The sequence below is a fragment of the Rhodoferax koreense genome (assembly GCF_001955695.1).
Lineage (GTDB): Bacteria > Pseudomonadota > Gammaproteobacteria > Burkholderiales > Burkholderiaceae_C > Rhodoferax_B > Rhodoferax_B koreensis.
Window position 1 is genome coordinate 1091957 of sequence record NZ_CP019236.1, and the last position, 16932, is coordinate 1108888.

Annotated in this window: 18 protein-coding genes and 2 pseudogenes; 10 read left to right on the plus strand and 10 right to left on the minus strand. The window is 64.3% G+C overall.

The features are described from left to right. Nucleotides 1–81 precede the first annotated feature (81 nt). The 3 genes and pseudogenes from RD110_RS05215 to RD110_RS05225 all read right to left on the minus strand — a co-directional run. Nucleotides 82–948: pseudogene (locus RD110_RS05215) on the minus strand (IS3 family transposase); the annotation flags it as partial. Continuing rightward, a complete protein-coding gene (locus tag RD110_RS05220) occupies nt 945–1895 on the minus strand; it encodes an IS481 family transposase (RefSeq protein ID WP_076197323.1) in 951 nt (316 codons plus the stop codon). The pseudogene RD110_RS05215 and the gene RD110_RS05220, both read right to left, overlap by 4 nt. A gap of 104 nt (nt 1896–1999) precedes the next feature. Beyond that, a pseudogene (locus tag RD110_RS05225) lies at nt 2000–2260 on the minus strand (transposase); the annotation flags it as partial. Between the two features lie 203 nt (nt 2261–2463). On the opposite strand from RD110_RS05225, the gene RD110_RS05230 reads away from it, so the two are divergent. From RD110_RS05230 to mdtD, 5 genes are all read left to right on the plus strand, one after another. Next, nucleotides 2464–3465 carry a porin gene (locus tag RD110_RS05230; protein WP_083686105.1) on the plus strand — a complete coding sequence of 334 codons (1002 nt, stop codon included), beginning with the start codon at nt 2464–2466 and terminating at the stop codon, nt 3463–3465. A gap of 235 nt (nt 3466–3700) precedes the next feature. Beyond that, complete coding sequence (rplM, locus tag RD110_RS05235; RefSeq protein WP_076197327.1) at nt 3701–4132, plus strand: 50S ribosomal protein L13; 432 nt, start codon at nt 3701–3703, stop codon at nt 4130–4132. A gap of 11 nt (nt 4133–4143) precedes the next feature. Beyond that, the gene (gene rpsI, locus RD110_RS05240) at nt 4144–4536 is read left to right on the plus strand and encodes a 30S ribosomal protein S9 (RefSeq protein WP_076197329.1); all 393 of its coding nucleotides are present in this window, start codon (nt 4144–4146) and stop codon (nt 4534–4536) included. A gap of 157 nt (nt 4537–4693) precedes the next feature. Beyond that, nucleotides 4694–5059, plus strand: coding sequence for an iron-sulfur cluster insertion protein ErpA (erpA, locus tag RD110_RS05245; RefSeq protein ID WP_076197331.1), 366 nt, complete (start codon nt 4694–4696; stop codon nt 5057–5059). An 84-nt stretch (nt 5060–5143) separates the two neighbouring features. Next, nucleotides 5144–6559 (plus strand): multidrug transporter subunit MdtD, encoded by a 1416-nt coding sequence (gene mdtD, locus RD110_RS05250; RefSeq protein WP_076197333.1) that lies wholly within the window; start codon nt 5144–5146, stop codon nt 6557–6559. 6 nt (nt 6560–6565) lie between these two features. Here the strand turns inward: mdtD and RD110_RS05255 are convergent, their stop codons facing one another. After that, entirely contained in the window at nt 6566–7720 is a 1155-nt protein-coding gene (locus RD110_RS05255) for an anhydro-N-acetylmuramic acid kinase (protein ID WP_076197335.1), read from the minus strand. A 14-nt stretch (nt 7721–7734) separates the two neighbouring features. After that, nucleotides 7735–9075, minus strand: coding sequence for a M23 family metallopeptidase (locus RD110_RS05260; protein WP_076197337.1), 1341 nt, complete (start codon nt 9073–9075; stop codon nt 7735–7737). A 226-nt stretch (nt 9076–9301) separates the two neighbouring features. Between RD110_RS05260 and tyrS the strand changes: the two genes are divergently transcribed. Further along, nucleotides 9302–10480 (plus strand): tyrosine--tRNA ligase, encoded by a 1179-nt coding sequence (gene tyrS, locus RD110_RS05265; RefSeq protein ID WP_394329440.1) that lies wholly within the window; start codon nt 9302–9304, stop codon nt 10478–10480. Between the two features lie 3 nt (nt 10481–10483). Here the strand turns inward: tyrS and RD110_RS05270 are convergent, their stop codons facing one another. The 3 genes from RD110_RS05270 to RD110_RS05280 form a co-directional block, all read right to left on the minus strand. After that, complete coding sequence (locus tag RD110_RS05270) at nt 10484–10834, minus strand: cupin domain-containing protein (protein WP_239467258.1); 351 nt, start codon at nt 10832–10834, stop codon at nt 10484–10486. A 146-nt stretch (nt 10835–10980) separates the two neighbouring features. Beyond that, on the minus strand, nt 10981–11664 hold the full coding sequence (locus RD110_RS05275) for an ankyrin repeat domain-containing protein (RefSeq protein WP_394329441.1): 684 nt from the start codon (nt 11662–11664) through the stop codon (nt 10981–10983). A 180-nt stretch (nt 11665–11844) separates the two neighbouring features. Continuing rightward, a complete protein-coding gene (locus tag RD110_RS05280) occupies nt 11845–12336 on the minus strand; it encodes a GlcG/HbpS family heme-binding protein (protein WP_076197343.1) in 492 nt (163 codons plus the stop codon). 185 nt (nt 12337–12521) lie between these two features. Between RD110_RS05280 and RD110_RS28315 the strand changes: the two genes are divergently transcribed. Genes RD110_RS28315 through RD110_RS27755 form a run of 3 tightly spaced genes read left to right on the plus strand, consistent with a single transcriptional unit; the run spans nt 12522 to nt 13668 of the window. Further along, the gene (locus RD110_RS28315) at nt 12522–12734 is read left to right on the plus strand and encodes a hypothetical protein (protein WP_157900059.1); all 213 of its coding nucleotides are present in this window, start codon (nt 12522–12524) and stop codon (nt 12732–12734) included. Next, a complete protein-coding gene (locus RD110_RS05285; RefSeq protein WP_076197356.1) occupies nt 12731–13225 on the plus strand; it encodes a hypothetical protein in 495 nt (164 codons plus the stop codon). The genes RD110_RS28315 and RD110_RS05285 overlap by 4 nt, the downstream gene beginning before the upstream one ends. Before the next feature lie 26 nt (nt 13226–13251). Then, nucleotides 13252–13668: a hypothetical protein gene (locus tag RD110_RS27755; RefSeq protein ID WP_157900060.1), complete on the plus strand. Its 417-nt coding sequence runs from the start codon at nt 13252–13254 to the stop codon at nt 13666–13668. A 132-nt stretch (nt 13669–13800) separates the two neighbouring features. Here RD110_RS27755 and RD110_RS05290 read toward each other — a convergent pair whose 3' ends face one another. Continuing rightward, nucleotides 13801–14424, minus strand: coding sequence for a response regulator transcription factor (locus RD110_RS05290; RefSeq protein ID WP_076197358.1), 624 nt, complete (start codon nt 14422–14424; stop codon nt 13801–13803). After that, nucleotides 14421–15932, minus strand: coding sequence for a sensor histidine kinase (locus RD110_RS05295; protein ID WP_394329442.1), 1512 nt, complete (start codon nt 15930–15932; stop codon nt 14421–14423). The genes RD110_RS05290 and RD110_RS05295 overlap by 4 nt, the downstream gene beginning before the upstream one ends. A gap of 46 nt (nt 15933–15978) precedes the next feature. Between RD110_RS05295 and RD110_RS05300 the strand changes: the two genes are divergently transcribed. Beyond that, complete coding sequence (locus tag RD110_RS05300; protein ID WP_076197362.1) at nt 15979–16923, plus strand: cation diffusion facilitator family transporter; 945 nt, start codon at nt 15979–15981, stop codon at nt 16921–16923. The last annotated feature ends 9 nt before the right edge of the window (nt 16924–16932 follow it).

A 16932-nucleotide genomic window follows, 5' to 3' on the forward strand; every position in this document is an offset into this window, starting at 1 on the left:
TGCGACGGTGCCGTAGGGTTGCCAGATTGACCTGCCCCCTTCCGCCGTACCACCCATAAAGCGGAAGTCCTAGTTGCAAGGTTAATGGATTTCGGTGGTGGCGCAGGATCGCGTTGCATCGCCAGCGCGCTGGCGATGCAACGCGGCGAACTTGGCCGGCGCCATCCGCTGGCAACTGCTGTGCGGCCTGACCTCGTTGTAGTCCTGTCGCCATGCGGCGATGGTGGTCCGGGCCTGGTTCAGCGTCTGGAACCACTGTTCATTCAGGCACTCGTCCCTGAATTTGCCATTGAAGCTTTCGATGTAGCCGTTCTGCATGGGGCGGCCCGGCTCGATCAGGATGTGCCGGATGCCATGCGTGCTGGCCCAAGCCATGAAGGCCCGGCTGGTGAACTCCGGGCCGTTGTCGGTGCGTACCGCCTGCGGGTAGCCCCTGAAGAGCGCGGCCTGGTCCAGCAGCCGGGTGACGTACTGCCCCGAGATGCCCCAGTCCACGGCAATGCTCACACACTCATGGCTGAAGTCGTCGGCCACGGTCAAGCATTTGATGCGCCGCCCGGTGCTCAGGCTGTCACTGACAAAGTCCATGCTCCACACCTCATTGACGCCCTGTGCTAGTTGCAGCGGCACGCGTTCGCTGGCCGCCCGTTTGACCTTCTTGCGCTTGCCCGCCAGGTTGGCCGCACTGTACAGCCGGTACACCTTCTTGTGGTTCACCTCTGGGAAGTCCGGGCGCAGCAAGCCGTGGATGCGCCGGTAACCGAAGCGCCGACGCGCATGGGCGATCTCGATGATCTTGCCGCTGAGTGCCTGGGTCATGGCGTCAACCTCGGGTGGGTGGCGGTAGCTGTCGCGGGAGAGCCCCACCAGCCGGCACGCGCGTCGCTCGGACAGATCGCATTGTTCGATCATCACCAGCACTGCGGCGCGCCTGGCTGGCGGGGCTAGCTGTGAAGTGTCAAGAGGTTGTTTCGAGACATGGAGAGGCGAGAGATGGGTGCCACGAGATCAATGCCGTGGTGCGGTCGGTGCCAGTTATAGAAATGAGTCCAAATTGGCAAGGCCGCACAGCGCTGTTGTGAGTTCTCGTACGTGTGCCCATAGGCCCACTCGCGCAGGGCAGACTGGATGAACCTCTCGGCCTTGCCGTTGGTCTGCGGACGATAGGCCCGTGTGAACTTCTGGGTGATGCCCAGTTCCAGGCACGCCTCAGCGAACAGCGCCGATCGGAACGACATGCCGTTGTCAGTGAGCACGCGTTGGATGGGTACGCGCAAGCCGGCGAAGTAGGCGACTGCGGCCCGCAGGAACGCCCCGGCACTGATCTTCGTCTCGTCGGGGTAGACCTGCGTGAAGGCCAGCCGGCTGTGGTCGTCCACGGCCACGAAGATGTATTCCCAGCCGACATTGCGGGCGCGCTGGGTCCGGTCCCCGGTGATGCGGTGGCCGACCTGCTCGAAGCGCCCCAGCTTCTTGATGTCGATGTGCAGCAGCTCACCGGGGTTCTCGCGCTCGTACCGTTGCACAGGCTCGTTGAGCCGCAGATCGCTTAGCCGCGACAGCCCGGCTCGGCGCAGGACACGGCTGACCGTCGCCTTGGACACGCCCATGTACGAGGCGATATAGGCTTGCAGGCACAGCTTGCGGCGCAGCTTCACGATGGCCAGCGCGACATGCGGCTCGATGGCGCGCGGTGACTTCTCGGGACGCGAGGACTTGTCCAGCAGACCATTGGCACTGTCTGCCAGGTAGCGAGCCAGCCATTTGCGTGCCGTCACGGCACTGACGCCATGCTTGGCGCCCGCATCTGATGCGCTCATGCCACGTTTTGTGAGGTCTTGGACCATCTCCAAGCGACGCAGGTAGGTCAATCGGGCATTCTTATGAGTGTTCATTCGGTTTGGTAATTTGAGTTGACTGGGGGTTTGGCGATTTCCAGTCTCTCAGAACCTCTCCGGGTGAACACCCGCAACAACCTATTGGAACTTCACAGCTAGCGCTTTACCCCGAAGGCGGTGTTCAGCGCATGGATGTCGAGATGGGCTTCGGCCAGCAGTTTCTTCAGCTTGTCGTTCTCGGCCTCGAGCTCACGCAAGCGTTTGGCGTCGGGCACGTCCATCCCGCCGTACTTGGCTCGCCACTTGTAGAAGGTGGCGTCGCTGAAACCGCCTTTGCGGCACACCTCCTTGATCGGCAGACCGGTCTCGGCCTGCTTGATGAAGCTGATGATCTGCTCTTCGGTGTATCTGCTCTTTCTCATGGCCGTCATTCTCCAGGTTGACGGACTTCGCTGCCATTAGGTTGGTACGGCTGGCAGGGGCTATCTCAGGACAGGGTCCCACTAGGGTTTTTACCTGTCAACATTCATCAAAATCATCCCACAATCCAGGCCGACATTATTGTCGTTAAAAAGTGTGACAACATCTTGATGTTGTTCAAATTTACAACTGGAGATAGATCTAAATGAAGAGCAGACTTGCGGCTTTGGGTTTCTATGTGGCTTGCGGGATGGCCTCCGCGCAAACGCTGACGCTTTATGGCATCGCTGATTTGTGGATGGGGACAAGCCAAGTCAAGACCGGGGCAAGTGGTACACGCCAGAACGTGGTGGACACCTCAGGTATCAGTGGTTCCCGGTTTGGGGTGCGCGGTGTCGAGGACTTGGGTGGTGGTTTGTTGGCATCATTCGTTCTTGAAAACGGCTTCGATCTCTCGACGGGCGTGCCGGGCCAAGGCGGTCTGCTTTTCGGTCGGCAAGCCTATGTCGGCCTGCAGGGGTCATGGGGCAGCGTGCAAGCTGGCCGCCTGTACAGCCCCTATGACGAGCTTTTCATCAACTTCCGGCAGAACTACAGCGCCTTCACCTTTGAATCCGACAGCCTGACCGCAAACAACGGCATTCCCGACTATTCGTATCGGTTGAACAACGCGGTGGCCTACACGACGCCGCTCATCGGTGGTTTCAGTGCCAAGGTGCTGCAGAGCTTTGGGGAGAACAAGAACCTGCCGACCGTTGGCAATAAATCCACCGACGCCGAGGCCGTGGCGCTGAAGTACGTCGACGGGCCGTTCACCGTCGGGTACGCCTACCAGCAGGAGAAGCAGGCCAACGGCGACGCCAACAAATACCAGTTGTTCGGTGCGCTCTACGACTTCGGTTTCGCCAAACTCATGGCCAGCTACAACCCGGCGAGGAACGACATGACGAAGGACAAGGAATACCAGATCGGCGCCATCGTCCCATTCGGGCCGGCCTATGCTGTATCGCTCGGCTATACCCACTCGAAGAGCAAGGCGGGGGCCTTGACCAGCGTCGGCAAAGGCTTTGCCGTGATCGGCTCCTACGACATCTCGAAGAGGACGCGCCTCTATGCGGCCATGGTGGATGCCAGCACCCATCCCAACAATGTCGTGGCCGAAACCGTGACCACCAAGTACGGTGTCGGCATCCGGCATGCGTTCTGATCACTGACGACGAGCCCGCCCGTCTGGACGTGGCGGGCGAGCAAGCGAACAACTTTGCTCCCGACGTAGCGGAAAATTGTATAATACGTGGTTTCGCAGCGTTCGGCTGGCCCCGCGGCGAAATTTTACTTCCCACCTAAGAGGTTTCCTTCAGAGAAACACCGACCGTGGAAAAGGGCTGCCAGGACGCCAATCTCTATAGATTGGCCAAACCACTTCTTTCAAAGAGAAACTCATGACCAAGACCTTCAGCGCCAAACCCGCTGACGTGGTGCACGAGTGGTTTGTGATTGACGCGACCGACAAGGTCCTCGGACGAGTAGCCAGCGAAGTTGCTCTCCGTTTGCGCGGCAAACACAAGGCCATTTACACGCCTCACGTCGATACCGGTGACTTCATCGTCATCATCAACGCAGCCCAGTTGCGTGTCACCGGCGCCAAGCCGCTCGACAAGATTTACTACCGTCACTCCGGTTACCCAGGCGGCATCACGGCCACCAACTTCCGTGACATGCAAGCCAAGCACCCAGGCCGCGCCCTGGAAAAGGCCGTCAAGGGCATGCTGCCCAAGGGCCCGCTGGGTTACGCCATGATCAAGAAGCTCAAGGTCTACGGCGGTGCCGAGCATCCGCACACCGCCCAACAGCCTAAAGTGCTGGAACTCTAAGGAGCATTCTGATGATTGGTGAATGGAACAATGGCACCGGCCGTCGCAAATCGAGCGTCGCCCGCGTGTTCATCAAAAAAGGTACCGGCAAGATCACGGTCAACGGCAAGGACATCCAGAATTTCTTTGGCCGCGAAACCTCGATCATGATTGCCAAGCAGCCCCTGGTGCTGACCAACCATGTCGAAACCTTCGACATCCAGGTCAACGTGCACGGTGGTGGTGAGTCCGGCCAGGCCGGCGCAACGCGCCACGGCATCACCCGTGCGCTGATCGACTACGACGCGACCCTGAAGCCGGCGCTGAGCCAGGCTGGTTTCGTCACACGTGATGCACGTGAGGTCGAACGTAAGAAGGTCGGTCTGCACTCTGCACGCCGCCGCAAGCAGTTCTCCAAGCGTTAAGCTTCGGGAATGTTGCAAAAACCGCCTCCGGGCGGTTTTTGCATTCCAGGCTTTGCAGCGCACTGCAAAGACCGCACTTGCAGCAACGACAAATCTAAAGCCCCAAGCTTTGCTCGACTAATTGCAGTAGCATCAACCTATTAACGGAGTACCCACCATGAGCGCAGTTGCCGAAAACATCCAGACCGAAATGCCCGCACCGATCGTCTTCACCGACAGCGCTGCCGCCAAGGTGGCCGACCTGATCGCCGAGGAAGGCAACAACGACCTGAAGCTGCGCGTGTTCGTGCAGGGCGGTGGCTGCTCCGGCTTCCAGTACGGCTTCACCTTCGACGAGATTACCAATGAAGACGACACCACCATGACCAAGAACGGTGTGTCCCTGCTGATCGACGCCATGAGCTACCAGTACCTGGTCGGCGCCGAAATCGACTACAAGGAAGATCTGCAAGGTGCGCAGTTCGTGATCAAGAACCCGAACGCCACCAGCACCTGCGGTTGCGGCTCCAGCTTCTCCGCCTGATTGGAACCCTCGGCTCCCAGCCGAAAGCCGCCCACGGGCGGCTTTTTCTTTGCCTGATTTCAGCCGCTGAACGCTAAATTGCCCATGCAAGACGAAAAATCGAACAAATTGTTGTTGTGGCTCGTGGCCATCGGCTTCTTCATGCAGACGCTGGACGCGACCATCGTTAACACCGCGCTGCCCGCCATGGCCAAGAGCCTCGGCGAAAGCCCGCTGCGCATGCAGTCGGTGCTGGTGGCGTATTCGCTGACCATGGCCATGCTGATTCCGGCTTCGGGCTGGATGGCCGACCGCTTCGGTACGCAAAAGCTCTTCGTCGCCGCCATCGGCCTGTTCACGCTGGGCTCCTTGTGCTGCGCCATGTCGCACAGCCTGCCGCAGCTCGTGGCTTCGCGGGTCTTGCAGGGCATGGGTGGCGCGATGTTGCTGCCGGTCGGTCGGCTCGCGGTTCTGCGTGCATTTCCCAAGGATCAATTCCTGCAGGCCATGAGCTTCGTGGCCATTCCAGGGTTGATCGGTCCGTTGATCGGCCCGACCCTCGGCGGCTGGCTGGTGGAGTACGCCACCTGGCACTGGATCTTCCTGATCAACCTGCCGGTGGGCCTGGTCGGCTTCTTCGCCACGTTGAAATTCATGCCCGAGGGCCGCATTGCCGACGTGAAGCCGTTCGACCTCGGCGGCTACCTGCTGCTCGCGTTCGGCATGGTCAGCATCTCGCTGTCGCTCGACGGGCTGTCGGAGCTCGGGCTGCGCCAGGCCTCGGTGCTGGTGTTGCTGGTGTTCGGCATGGCCAGCCTGGTGGCCTACTGGCTGCGCGCCGCGCGCCGCCCTGATCCGCTGTTCTCGCCCCACCTGTTTTCGATCCCGACGCTGAGCATCGGCCTGCTGGGCAATCTGTTTTCACGGCTGGGCAGCAGCTGCATGCCGTTTCTGGTGCCGCTGCTGCTGCAGGTCAGCATGGGCTACCCGCCGTCCGAGGCCGGCATGATGATGTTGCCGGTGGCCATTGCGGGCATGTTCACCAAGTCCTTCGCCACGCCGCTGATCAAGCGCCTGGGTTACCGGCAGGTGCTGGTCGGCAACACCGTGCTGGTCGGCCTGCTCATGACCAGTTTCGCGCTGGTCTACGTGGGCCAGCCGGTGTGGCTCCAGCTGGTGCAGCTGGCCTGTTTCGGCATGGTCAATTCATTGCAGTTCACGGCGATGAATACGGTGACGCTGAAAGACCTCGACGGCCCGCTCGCCAGCAGCGGCAATGGCCTGCTGTCGATGGTGCAGATGTTGGCCATGGGCATGGGGGTGGCGGCTGCGGGCGCGGTGTTGTCGGCCTATACCGCTTATTTCACCCCGGCCGGGCCGGAGCAGACGCTGCGCGCCTTCCATGCCACCTTTGCCACCATGGGCCTGATGACGGTCGCATCGGCCTGGATCTTCTGGCAATTGCCGCCCGGCACCCAGGTGACCGCCAAGCCGAAGGAAGAGGCGATCGACGTCGCCTGAGGCCCGTCAGGCCGGATAGATGGCGCCGAGCACGCGCTCGCCCCTGGCGCCCGTCACGCTGGCCAGGTTGCCCGGCCGCCGCAGTACGGCCTGGCGCGCGAGCCAGGCGAAGGCCGCGGCTTCCACCTCGAGCGGCGGCAGGCCGTGTGCTGCCGAAGAGCGCACGGCCACGGCCGGCAGCAACGCCTGCAGGCGCCGCATCAGATGGCCGTTGAGTGCGCCGCCACCACAGACGATCAGCGATTTGCTATCTTTCCCGTAGCTGGAGACGCAGGTTGCACAAGCGCTGGCAGTGAATTCGGTCAAGGTGGCCTGCACGTCGACTGGCGCCAGCCCTGCCCATGGCGCGAGTTGGTGCGCCAGCCAGGCTGGATTGAACAGGTCGCGGCCGGTGCTCTTCGGCGGTGCCTTGGCAAGGTAGGGGTCGGCCAGCAGGCTGGCCAGCAATGCCTGCTCGACTTGGCCTTGCGCAGCCCAGGCGCCGTCGCGGTCGAACGGCTGGCCCGTGTGCTGCTGGCACCAGTGGTCCATCAGCGCATTGCCAGGGCCACAGTCGAAGCCCAGCAGCGGGTCGGCCGCACCCGCGCCGAGCACGCTGAGGTTCGAAATGCCGCCGATGTTGAGCACCGCCAGCGCCTCGCCCATCCCTTCCTTGGACTCGCCGAACACCTCACGGTGGAACGCCGGCACGAGCGGTGCGCCTTGGCCGCCGGCCGCCACGTCACGCGTGCGAAAGTCGGCGACGACGTCGATGCCGGTCAGTTCGGCCAGCAAGGCCGGGTTGTTCAGCTGCAGCGTGTAGCCGCCGGCAATGCCCTGCGCGGGCTGGGCGTCGAATTCCTGCGGGCGATGACGCACCGTCTGGCCATGCGCGCCGATGGCCGTGATTTGCGCCGCCGGCAGGTTGGCCGTGCGCAGCAGGCCGCCGACCACCGCGGCATACACGCGGACCAGCGCATTGGCGGCCAGCGCGGCGCGGTGCAATTCATTGTCGCCGGCGGTGTTCAGCGCCAGCAGTTCCGCGCGAAGCTCGCGCGGAAACGGGGCCGCGGCATGGCAGATCACGCGCGGGCGGCTGCCGTTGAAGTCGGCCAGCACGCCGTCGACCCCGTCGAGCGACGTGCCCGACATCAGCCCGATATACAACTCAGGCGCGGGCATCACGGTCCTGCGCCTTACTGGGCGCTGGCTTGCTGGATGGTGGCCGCAGCCGTGAGCTGCTGGCGCATCACGGAGGCCAACTGGTTGAACGCCGGCCGCGCGGCGGTCGAGACCGGCCGGCTGTCGTTCTGCTTGGCGAGGGTGGCCGGGTCGTGGTGCACGCCGTTCACGCGGAACTCGAAGTGCAGGTGCGGACCGGTGGCCCAGCCGGTCATGCCGACATTGCCGATGTGGTCGCCCTGTGCCACCACCTGGCCCTTGCGCACGTCGATGCGGCTCAGGTGGGCGTACACCGTGGTGTTCTCGTTGCGGTGTTTCACCATGATGACGTTGCCGAAGCCGTTCTGCACGCCGGCGAATTCGACCACGCCGTCGCCGACCGCGCGCACCGAGGTGCCCATCGGCGCCGCATAGTCGACGCCGAGGTGGGCGCGCCACTGTTGCAGGATCGGATGCATGCGCATCGTGAAGCCGCTGGTCACGCGCGAGAACTCCACCGGCGAGGTGAGGAAGGCGCGGTGCAGGCTCTGGCCGTCGAGGGTGTAGTAGCTGCCCTTCTGGCCCGGCTCGGCGAACCACATGGCCTGGTAGGTCTTGCCGTCGTTCACGAATTCGGCGCTGAGCACGCGGCCCGTGCGCAGGGTTTCGCCGTCGGCTTCCATGGTCTCGTAGACCACGGAGAACCGGTCGCCCTTGCGCAGCGCGCGGTGGAAGTCGATGTCGCCGGAGAAGATCTCGGCGAGCTGGGAGGCCACGGGGTCGGGGATGTTGGCTTCGTCCGTCGCGGCGAACAGCGACGAGCGGATCGTGCCGCTGGCCAGCTTGCTCGACGCCACCAGCGTGGCGGCTTCAACGCGCGAGGCAAAACCCTGCGGCGTCTTCTCGATCACCAGGCGCTGGAAGTTGCCGTCGTTGTTCGGGCTCCAGCGCGCGCTGAGTTGCAGCAGCGCGTGGTTGTCGCTGGCTTCGGCGGTGACCATGCGGCCGGCGCGGCCCAGGATGACCTGGCTCGTGCGCGGATCGGTGCGCATGAAGGCCACGGCATCGGCATCGTCGATGCCCAGGCGGGTCAGCAGCGATTTGGCGGTGTCGCTCGAGCGCGTCGTCTCGGAGCGGAAGAGGTTGAAGGAGTGGACTTCGAGGGCGTCGGCCTGGGCCTGCAGCGGCAGGGTGGCGACGGGTTCGATGACCTCGTGTACTGGCATGTCGGCGACGTCAGGGCCCAGCGATGCCACGGCGTAGGCGCCGCCGCCACCGCCGAGGAGCAATGCAGCCACCAGGGCGCTGATGCGCTTGGGATGACGCTGCAAAAGGGAGACAAGACGATCGCCGGCGGTATTCAGACCGTTGTTCAAATGGTTTTCCCAGCAATAAACGAGAGAAGAGAGGAGAAGCCGGCTATCCGGGTGATTTCAGCGGGTCGGCGTCTCGTCTGACAGCGGCTCTTAAAATCAGCGCCTAAGGCGAAGCGGCGAGTATAACGACGCACCACTCGTCCGACAACCGAAAAACCATATGAATCAATCAGATAGCGCTCAAACCGGTCTCGTTTCTCCGGTAACCGATCGTGTACAAAACGCGATGGCTGTTTCACTTCGGGGGTGCGACGAACTGATCCCCCAGGAAGACTGGCTGAAGAAGCTGGCCCGCTCGGAGGCCACCGGCGTGCCGCTGCGCATCAAGCTCGGCCTGGACCCGACCGCGCCCGACATCCACATCGGCCATACCGTGGTGCTCAACAAGATGCGCCAGCTGCAGGACCTCGGCCACACGGTGATCTTCCTCATCGGCGACTTCACCAGCATGATCGGCGACCCTTCCGGCCGCAACAGCACCCGCCCGCCGCTCACCGCCGAGCAGATCAAGGTCAACGCCGAGACCTATTACAAGCAGGCCAGCCTGGTGCTCGACCCCAGCAAGACCGAGATTCGTTACAACAGCGAGTGGAGCGACCCGCTGGGTGCGCGCGGCATGATCCAGCTGGCCTCGCGCTACACCGTGGCCCGCATGATGGAGCGCAACGACTTCCACGACCGCTTCCATGGCGGCCAGTCGATCGCGGTGCATGAATTCCTTTACCCGCTGATGCAGGGCTACGACTCGGTGGCGCTCAAGAGCGACCTGGAACTCGGCGGCACCGACCAGAAGTTCAACCTGCTGATGGGTCGCCACCTGCAGGCCGAATACGGCCAGGAGCCGCAGTGCATCCTGACCATGCCGCTGCTCGAAGGCCTGGACGGCGTGGAGAAGATGTCCAAGTCGAAGAACAACTACATCGGCATCAGCGAAGCGCCCAACAGCATGTTCGCCAAGGTGCTGAGCATTTCCGACGTGCTGATGTGGCGCTGGTACACGCTGCTGTCGTTCAAGACCGAAGCCGAGATCGCGGCGCTCAAGGCCGAGGTCGACGCCGGCCGCAACCCGAAGGATGCCAAGGTCGCGCTCGCCAAGGAGATCACCGCGCGTTTCCACTCGGCGGCGGAGGCCGATGCGGCCGAGCAGGACTTCATCAACCGCAGCAAGGGCGGCGTGCCGGACGACATCGCCGAAGTGAGCCTGGCCGGTGCGCCGCTGGGCATCGCCCAATTGCTGAAGCAGGCCGGCCTGGCCGCATCCACCTCCGAAGGCAACCGCCTGATCGACGGCGGCGGCGTGCGTGTCGACTCCAGCGTGGTCAGCGACAAGGGCCTGAAGCTCGAAGCCGGTACCTACGTCGTGCAGGTCGGCAAACGCAAATTCGCCAAGGTCACGCTGGGCTAGTTTTCAGGGCGCGGGCGAGGCGAGCGGCTTGCCCTTTTCCACCACGTACACGCCGAGCAACTTGACCGGTGCGGCGCTGTCGTTGTGCGCGTCGTGCACCACACCCGCGGGCACCACGAAGGACTCGCCGGCCTTGAGGATGCGTGGCGCCTGGCCGTCGACCAGCAGCGTCACCTCGCCGTCCATCACGTAGCTGATCTCGTCGCCCGGATGCGTGTGGCGTCCGGCCTTGGCGCCCGCGGCCACTTCGACGCGCGCCACCACGGCCTCGCGGCCCGGCACCGACACATCGGCCTTGCCGACCATGGTGCGGGTCAGGCCCGAAGCCTGGGCGAAGGCGGGGCTGGTGCCCATGGCCAGCAGGCCGATCGACAAGCTGATCGACAGGCCGGTAAGGGCCATGGCGGTGACGGATTGACGCAATTTCATGGAGTCTCCTCGTTGTGTTTTGGAGGAGCATCCTAGGGCCGGCACACCAGGCGCCGCCCCGGTATCAACCCTCAGCGGCCGGCTTTCTCCAGCATGGCCACCATCTCCGCATAACCCCGGCTGCGGGCGAGCTGCAGCGGCGTGTTGCCGTGGCGGTCGGTCAGCTGCAGATTGGCGCCGGCGTCGATCAGCGCGCGCAGCGTACGCTGATGGCGCGGGCCGCCGTCGCCGAGCACGATGGACTCGATCACCGCCGTCCAGTGCAGGTTGTTCACGTGGTCGAGCGGCGCGCCGGCAGCGATCAACTGCCGCACCACACCGTCGTGGCCCAGGTGCGCCGCGGCGATCAGCGCCGTGCCGTCGTAGCGGCTGGTGGTGAGTTTCGCGCTGGCGCCGGCCGCGAGCAGCGCCGCCAGCGTGGCCTTGTCGTCGGCCACGGCGGCGATGGTCACCGCGTCGTAGCGGTCGTTTTCCAGCAGCGACAGGTCGGCGCCGGCCTGCGCCAGCGCGCGGATCACCGGCACCTGCCTGGCGAAGGTGGCGACGTGCAGCGGCGTGCGGCCCTGTTCGTCGCGTGCGTTCAGGTCCGCCTTCTGCGCGATCAGCTTCTCGGTCTTGGCCAGGTCGCCGCGCTGCGCTGCCGCGTGCAGGCCCTTGTACTGCGCCATCTGCGCGGTGCTCGGCGCCACCTGCGCCGAAGCCGCGCCGGCCAGCAGGCAGGCGGTGAGCATCAAATTTCGTAGCGGCATGTGCATGTTTTTCCTAGGCTGGAGGTGGTTTTAGCTGATGAGTTGGCCGCCTCGGACAAGATCAACGGAGATCGGCTACGACCCGTTCGCCCTGAGCCTGTCGAAGGGCCTGATGCAGAGTCCTTCGACAGGCTCAGGACGAACGGATTTGCATGAGCTTGAAGCTCGCATCAGGAGTTTTGATGCTTATTTAAGCAAGTCTTTCACGTGGTCCAGTGCGGCCAGCGCGCACACCTCATCCAGGTTGCCGGCCGGCGCGCCGCCCACGCCCACGGCGCCGATGACCTCGTTGCCCACCTTCACCGGCACGCCGCCACCCAGCAGCAGGTAGCCGGGGATGTTTACCAGGTTGGCCGCGCCGGGGTTCTTCTGGCTGATCTCCATGATGGCCAGCGTGGCGTTCTTGGCCGAGGCCGAGGTAAAGGCCTTGGCTCGGCTCGCGTCCAGCGTGTGCGGGCCGGCGTTGTCGGCACGCTGCACGGCGCGCACGCCGCCGGCGCGGTCGACCACCGTGGCCGACACGGCATACCCGTTGGTGGCGCAGGTGGCCACGGCCGAGGCGGCGATCTGGTTGGCGAGTTCCAGCGACATGTTGCGCTCGGTCCGCACGGCCTGGGCGTTGGCGGCGCTGGCGATGCAAGTCAGGGCGATGGCGGCGAATGTAAGGGTCTTGTTCATGCGGTGCTTCAGGTGGCTTTTTCAGTTCAATCCGGTTCGATCAACCGTGGGGGAACTGTAAAAAGCCGGGCCTGTTTCGACCATGCGTACGGCTACGCCCGCGGCTCCGTAGAACTACGGAGTGGGCGACTGAAGGTTTGCCTGATGCAGGCGCCGCGGCCCAATGTTGAGGCTATAGTGAAACCTTGCACACGCTGCTGGAACTTTCAGTCGCGGTGCGGGATGCAATAACGGTGGCCGGGTTTCATGAAGGTTTTTTACCGGGTCGTTTGAACAGTCCATATGCCGAAAAACCAAGCCACAAGCCACTTTCAGGAGGGTGTCGTTTCCAGAATATCCCGCAAGGTCCAGCTTATCCCGCAGGTGTTGCGGGATACATTGCGTTAGGCCGCATATGAACGATCGCGTTGTTCGCATGTTTCATGAAGCCCAGGACCGGCTACACGACGCCGACATTCTTGCGCGTTCGCTCGACACGCGTTCCGACTCACAGGCGATCATTCGAATCCTTGGATTCGAAATACTCTTGAAGTGCGCCCTGCTTCTCTCAGGTCAAGAACCGAAGAACTCTCACAACTATAAGAAGCTGTGGCTCGGCCTGCCCGGACACGTGCGGAGGGAAGTCTTGAAAGTCGCATCAGAACGAATGCCCGGACATGCCGACCTGACGAACCTCGAAGAGAAGCTGGACTGGTTTCAGTTCGTCTTCGAGCGCGCTCGCTATCACTACGAGTTGTACGAGAACTACAGCCTGAAGGAGCAAACGGCGCTGGGCGAGCTATGGATCGCCCTGGGCGCACCCAACAACGAAGCCGTAGTTCAGTACTTCCCCTCCGAGCTTAAGTGCTTGATCGATGGGCTCACCACCTATATCGAGAATGCGGCCTAACCCTTCGGTCACCTCAAACTTTAACCATGCGCACTACGCGAATCCTTTCTGCCCTACTCGTGACGCTGGGAAGCGCAGTTTTTGTGGGGTGTGGCAAATCTGGATCAGTGCCAGTCGTGTCAATTCAATCTGTGACTCCTGCTGAGGACGCTGCGCTGGTGGGTGGTGAGCAGGTTACTTTCTCGGTTACCGTTCGAGCGCAGGGGATAAGTGTGCCGAGTACAGTTGCTCTGGTGGTGCAGTCGAAAGGGCAGTTACTTGGCGCCACCGATGCTGTGCCTATTGAAGAAGGCATTCCAAAGACTTTGACGATCCAGACGTTGATACCGGCGACAACGTCAGTCCAAATACTGACACCGCTATATCTTGGAGATGGTGATCAGACTTCGGTGGTGGATGTTCGTCATTTCAAAGTCGTTGGGATAAAAGCTGTTGGTGGCTAGCTCATTCCAGTGGATCGCCTTCGATAGCCGCTAACTTCAAGTATTACCCGGCATCAGCCGCAATAACGGCAGCGGTCGCTCGCTCAGTCCTTGCAAGCAACGGTCCCAGACACCCATCCATTGCCCTTGGTCTCAGCCCCCAGAATCCGCCAAAGCCGCGTAGCTGCGAATCAACTGCGCCAGCGATTCAGCCTCCAGCTTCGCAAACAAATTAGCCCGGTGCGTCTCCACCGTACGCGGTGACACGGCCAGTGCGCGGCCGATCTCCTTGTTGGTCAGGCCCGAGACGATCAACCCCAGCACCTCGCGTTCGCGCTCCGACAACTGTGCGTACCGTTCGCGCGCCTGCCGGTCGGCCTGATGCCGTTCGCGCGAGCGCACGTGTTGGCGCACGGCGTTCTGTAGCGCTTCGATCAGCGCTTCGTCGTCCACCGGCTTTTCCAGGAACTCGGCCGCGCCGGCCTTGAACGCGCGGCGGCACATGTCCACCGTGCCGTGGCCGGTGAGCATGATCACTGGCTGGTCCACGCCTTGCGCGACCAGCGTGTCGAGCACGGCGAGGCCGCTGATGCCGGGCATGCGCACGTCAAGCACGATGGCACCGATGCCGTTGCGTTCGAACTGCGCGAGGAAGGCCTGCGGGTCTTCCCAGGTCATCACGCGCAGGCCGACGGTGCCGATCAAGAGCGCGAGGCTGTCGCGCACGGCGGCGTCGTCGTCGATGAGGTGGATCAGCGGAGACAGGGTGGTGTTCATGGGCGCAGAGGACGGGGCAGGGGAAGGGCCAGGCGCAGCGCCGCGCCATGCGGCGGCACATTGCTCGCCGAAAGTTCGCCGCCCATGCCGCCGGCCAGGCTTTCGCACAGGTTCAGGCCCAGGCCGAGCCCGCCTTGGCGCGTGGAGAAGAAAGGCTCGAAGATGCGCGGCAGCACCTCGGCCGGGATGCCGGGGCCGCTGTCCTGCACGGTCAGGGTGCCGCGTTGCGGGTCGGCCGCGATGGTCAGCGTGAGCCGGCGTTGATCTGGCGGCACCTGCTCCAGTGCCTGCAGCGCATTCATCACCAGGTTGTGGATGATCTGCTCGAGGGCCACGCGGTCGGCCAGCACCGTCACGTCCCGCGCCGGGCTTTGCACCACGGGCTGCACACCGCGGCGCGTGCTCTCGGGCTCGAGCAGGTAAAGCACTTCGCGCACCGCGTCCTCCAGCTTCACCGGGCCGGGCTGGCCCGCGAGATCGGGCCGCTCCACCGCGCGGCGCAACCGGCCGACCACGCTGGACGCGCGCCGGGCCTGCTCGGCGGCCTGGGTCATCGCGCCGCGGGCCGTGTCGATCTCGGGCGGATCTTCATCGAGCAGCCGGCGCGCGGCCTGGGCGTTGGCCAGCACGGCCGTGAGTGGCTGGTTGAGTTCATGCGCCATGCCGGCGGCCAGCTCGCCCAGGGTGTTGAGCCGCGCCACCTGGCCCAGGCGCAGCAGTTCCTCGGCGCGGCGGCGAGCGGCGCGCTGGCTCAGCGCGGTCTGCAGCGCGGCCAGCAGCACGGCCGTGGCGGCGGCCCAGGCCAGCATCCAGGCCCAGGGCAGTTCGGCCCAGCCGACCTGGCGCACGGCGAACACGTCGAACGGCTGGCTGGCGGTGGCCAGGTGCTTGTGGAATTCGAAGCGCCAGCCGTCGAGTCCGGTGCTGCGCAGGCGGCCCGGCTGCACCACGAAGACCTGGCCGTCCTGCTCCAGCGTGAGCCGCACCGGCGTGGTCTCGCGCGGCATCGGCCATTCGTTCCACGGCACCATCGCGGCCAGGTCGATCTGCAGCGCATAGCTGTTCGGGTCGGCGCCCAGGACGAGCCGGTAGCGGCCGGCGGCCAGGTGCGACACCGCCAGCGCCACGCGGCCGGCCCGGCGCGACACGGCCTCTGCTTCGGCCAGGGCGGCGCGTGCGGCCGGGATGTCCACCGGCCAGGCCTCGCCCGGCCCGCGATGCTGCACGTCCAGGATCTGCGGGTAGACGGAGGACAGCCGCTGCTCGGGCTGCGCCGTCGGGCCCGGCGTGCCGCCCGGCTGCAGCAGCGCCAGCGTGGCCAGCACCGCGTCCTGCTGCGCGGCGCGCTGGCTCAACAGCCGGTGGGCGATGCGCGCGTCGGCCTCGAAGGCTTCCCGCTGGCGTGTGAGTTCCTGGCGGGCCAGCGCCACGCCGCCGAGCGTGGCGAGTGCACACCAGGCCAGCAGCCATCCTCCACGTTGCCGCAGCGCTTTCCACATGGGGCGCATTGTGCATGGGTCCGCTGCGGCTTTCGCGGTGCGCCACAATCGGCCGATGACCGCTTTCCCCACCCCGCGCGCCGACCTGCTGACGCCGCAACGCCTGCTCTGGGCTTCCGTCGTGGTGGCCGTCGTCACCATCGCGCTCAAGACCCTGGCCTGGCTGCTCACGGATTCGGTGGGCCTGCTGTCCGATGCGATGGAGTCCTTCGTCAACCTGGCCAGCGCCATCTTCGCCCTGGTGATGGTCACCATCGCCCAGCGCCCGGCCGATGAAGACCACCCCTACGGCCACCACAAGGCCGAGTATTTTTCTTCCGGCTTCGAAGGCATCTTGATCATCGCGGCGGCGCTGGGCATCGTCTGGGCGGCGAGCCACCGCATCTTCAATCCGCGGCCGGTGCAAGCCATCGGCTGGGGGCTGGCGCTGTCGGTCGTGAGCTCCGCGCTCAACGGCCTGCTGGCCTGGGTGATGTTCCGCGCGGCGCGCACGCACCGCTCCATCGCGCTCGAGGCGGATGCGAAGCACCTGGTCACCGACGTGTGGACTTCGGCGGGCGTGGTGGTCGGCATCGGCGCCGTGGCCTGGACGGGCTGGCTCTGGCTCGATCCGCTGGTGGCCATCGGCGTGGCGCTGAACATCCTGAAGGAAGGCTTCGCGCTGCTGTGGCGCTCCTCGCAAGGGCTGATGGACGAGGCGCTAGAGCCCGAACTGCAGGAAACCATCCAGCAGACCCTGGCGCGCTTCGACCGCGCCATCCTGCGCTTCGACCATGTGATCACGCGCCGCTCGGGCCAGCGGCGTTTCATCGACCTGCACATGCACCTGCCGGCCAACATGACGCTCGGCGAGGCCGCCGGGCTGCGCAGCGACATCGAGCAGGCGCTGATCGCCGCCGTGCCGGGCCTGCGGGCGAGCATCCAGCTGCTGCCGGTCGATGTCGAGCCCGTGCTGGACGACGGCGCGGGCCTGCCAGTCACCGAGGCGAAGGCCGGATGACACCTTCCA

What these genes read in the sequence shown, in the direction of transcription:
- rpsI (WP_076197329.1), top strand. Translation starts at nt 4,144, where the DNA reads ATGATTGGTGAATGGAACAATGGCACCGGCCGTCGCAAATCGAGCGTC.
- RD110_RS27755 (WP_157900060.1), top strand. Translation starts at nt 13,252, where the DNA reads ATGCGCACTACGCGAATCCTTTCTGCCCTACTCGTGACGCTGGGAAGC.
- erpA (WP_076197331.1), top strand. Translation starts at nt 4,694, where the DNA reads ATGAGCGCAGTTGCCGAAAACATCCAGACCGAAATGCCCGCACCGATC.
- mdtD (WP_076197333.1), top strand. Translation starts at nt 5,144, where the DNA reads ATGCAAGACGAAAAATCGAACAAATTGTTGTTGTGGCTCGTGGCCATC.
- RD110_RS05285 (WP_076197356.1), top strand. Translation starts at nt 12,731, where the DNA reads ATGAACGATCGCGTTGTTCGCATGTTTCATGAAGCCCAGGACCGGCTA.
- RD110_RS05275 (WP_394329441.1), bottom strand. Translation starts at nt 11,664, where the DNA reads ATGCACATGCCGCTACGAAATTTGATGCTCACCGCCTGCCTGCTGGCC.
- RD110_RS05300 (WP_076197362.1), top strand. Translation starts at nt 15,979, where the DNA reads ATGACCGCTTTCCCCACCCCGCGCGCCGACCTGCTGACGCCGCAACGC.
- RD110_RS05255 (WP_076197335.1), bottom strand. Translation starts at nt 7,720, where the DNA reads ATGCCCGCGCCTGAGTTGTATATCGGGCTGATGTCGGGCACGTCGCTC.
- RD110_RS05230 (WP_083686105.1), top strand. Translation starts at nt 2,464, where the DNA reads ATGAAGAGCAGACTTGCGGCTTTGGGTTTCTATGTGGCTTGCGGGATG.
- RD110_RS05280 (WP_076197343.1), bottom strand. Translation starts at nt 12,336, where the DNA reads ATGAACAAGACCCTTACATTCGCCGCCATCGCCCTGACTTGCATCGCC.
- RD110_RS05295 (WP_394329442.1), bottom strand. Translation starts at nt 15,932, where the DNA reads ATGCGCCCCATGTGGAAAGCGCTGCGGCAACGTGGAGGATGGCTGCTG.
- tyrS (WP_394329440.1), top strand. Translation starts at nt 9,302, where the DNA reads ATGGCTGTTTCACTTCGGGGGTGCGACGAACTGATCCCCCAGGAAGAC.
- RD110_RS05270 (WP_239467258.1), bottom strand. Translation starts at nt 10,834, where the DNA reads ATGGGCACCAGCCCCGCCTTCGCCCAGGCTTCGGGCCTGACCCGCACC.
- rplM (WP_076197327.1), top strand. Translation starts at nt 3,701, where the DNA reads ATGACCAAGACCTTCAGCGCCAAACCCGCTGACGTGGTGCACGAGTGG.
- RD110_RS05290 (WP_076197358.1), bottom strand. Translation starts at nt 14,424, where the DNA reads ATGAACACCACCCTGTCTCCGCTGATCCACCTCATCGACGACGACGCC.
- RD110_RS05220 (WP_076197323.1), bottom strand. Translation starts at nt 1,895, where the DNA reads ATGAACACTCATAAGAATGCCCGATTGACCTACCTGCGTCGCTTGGAG.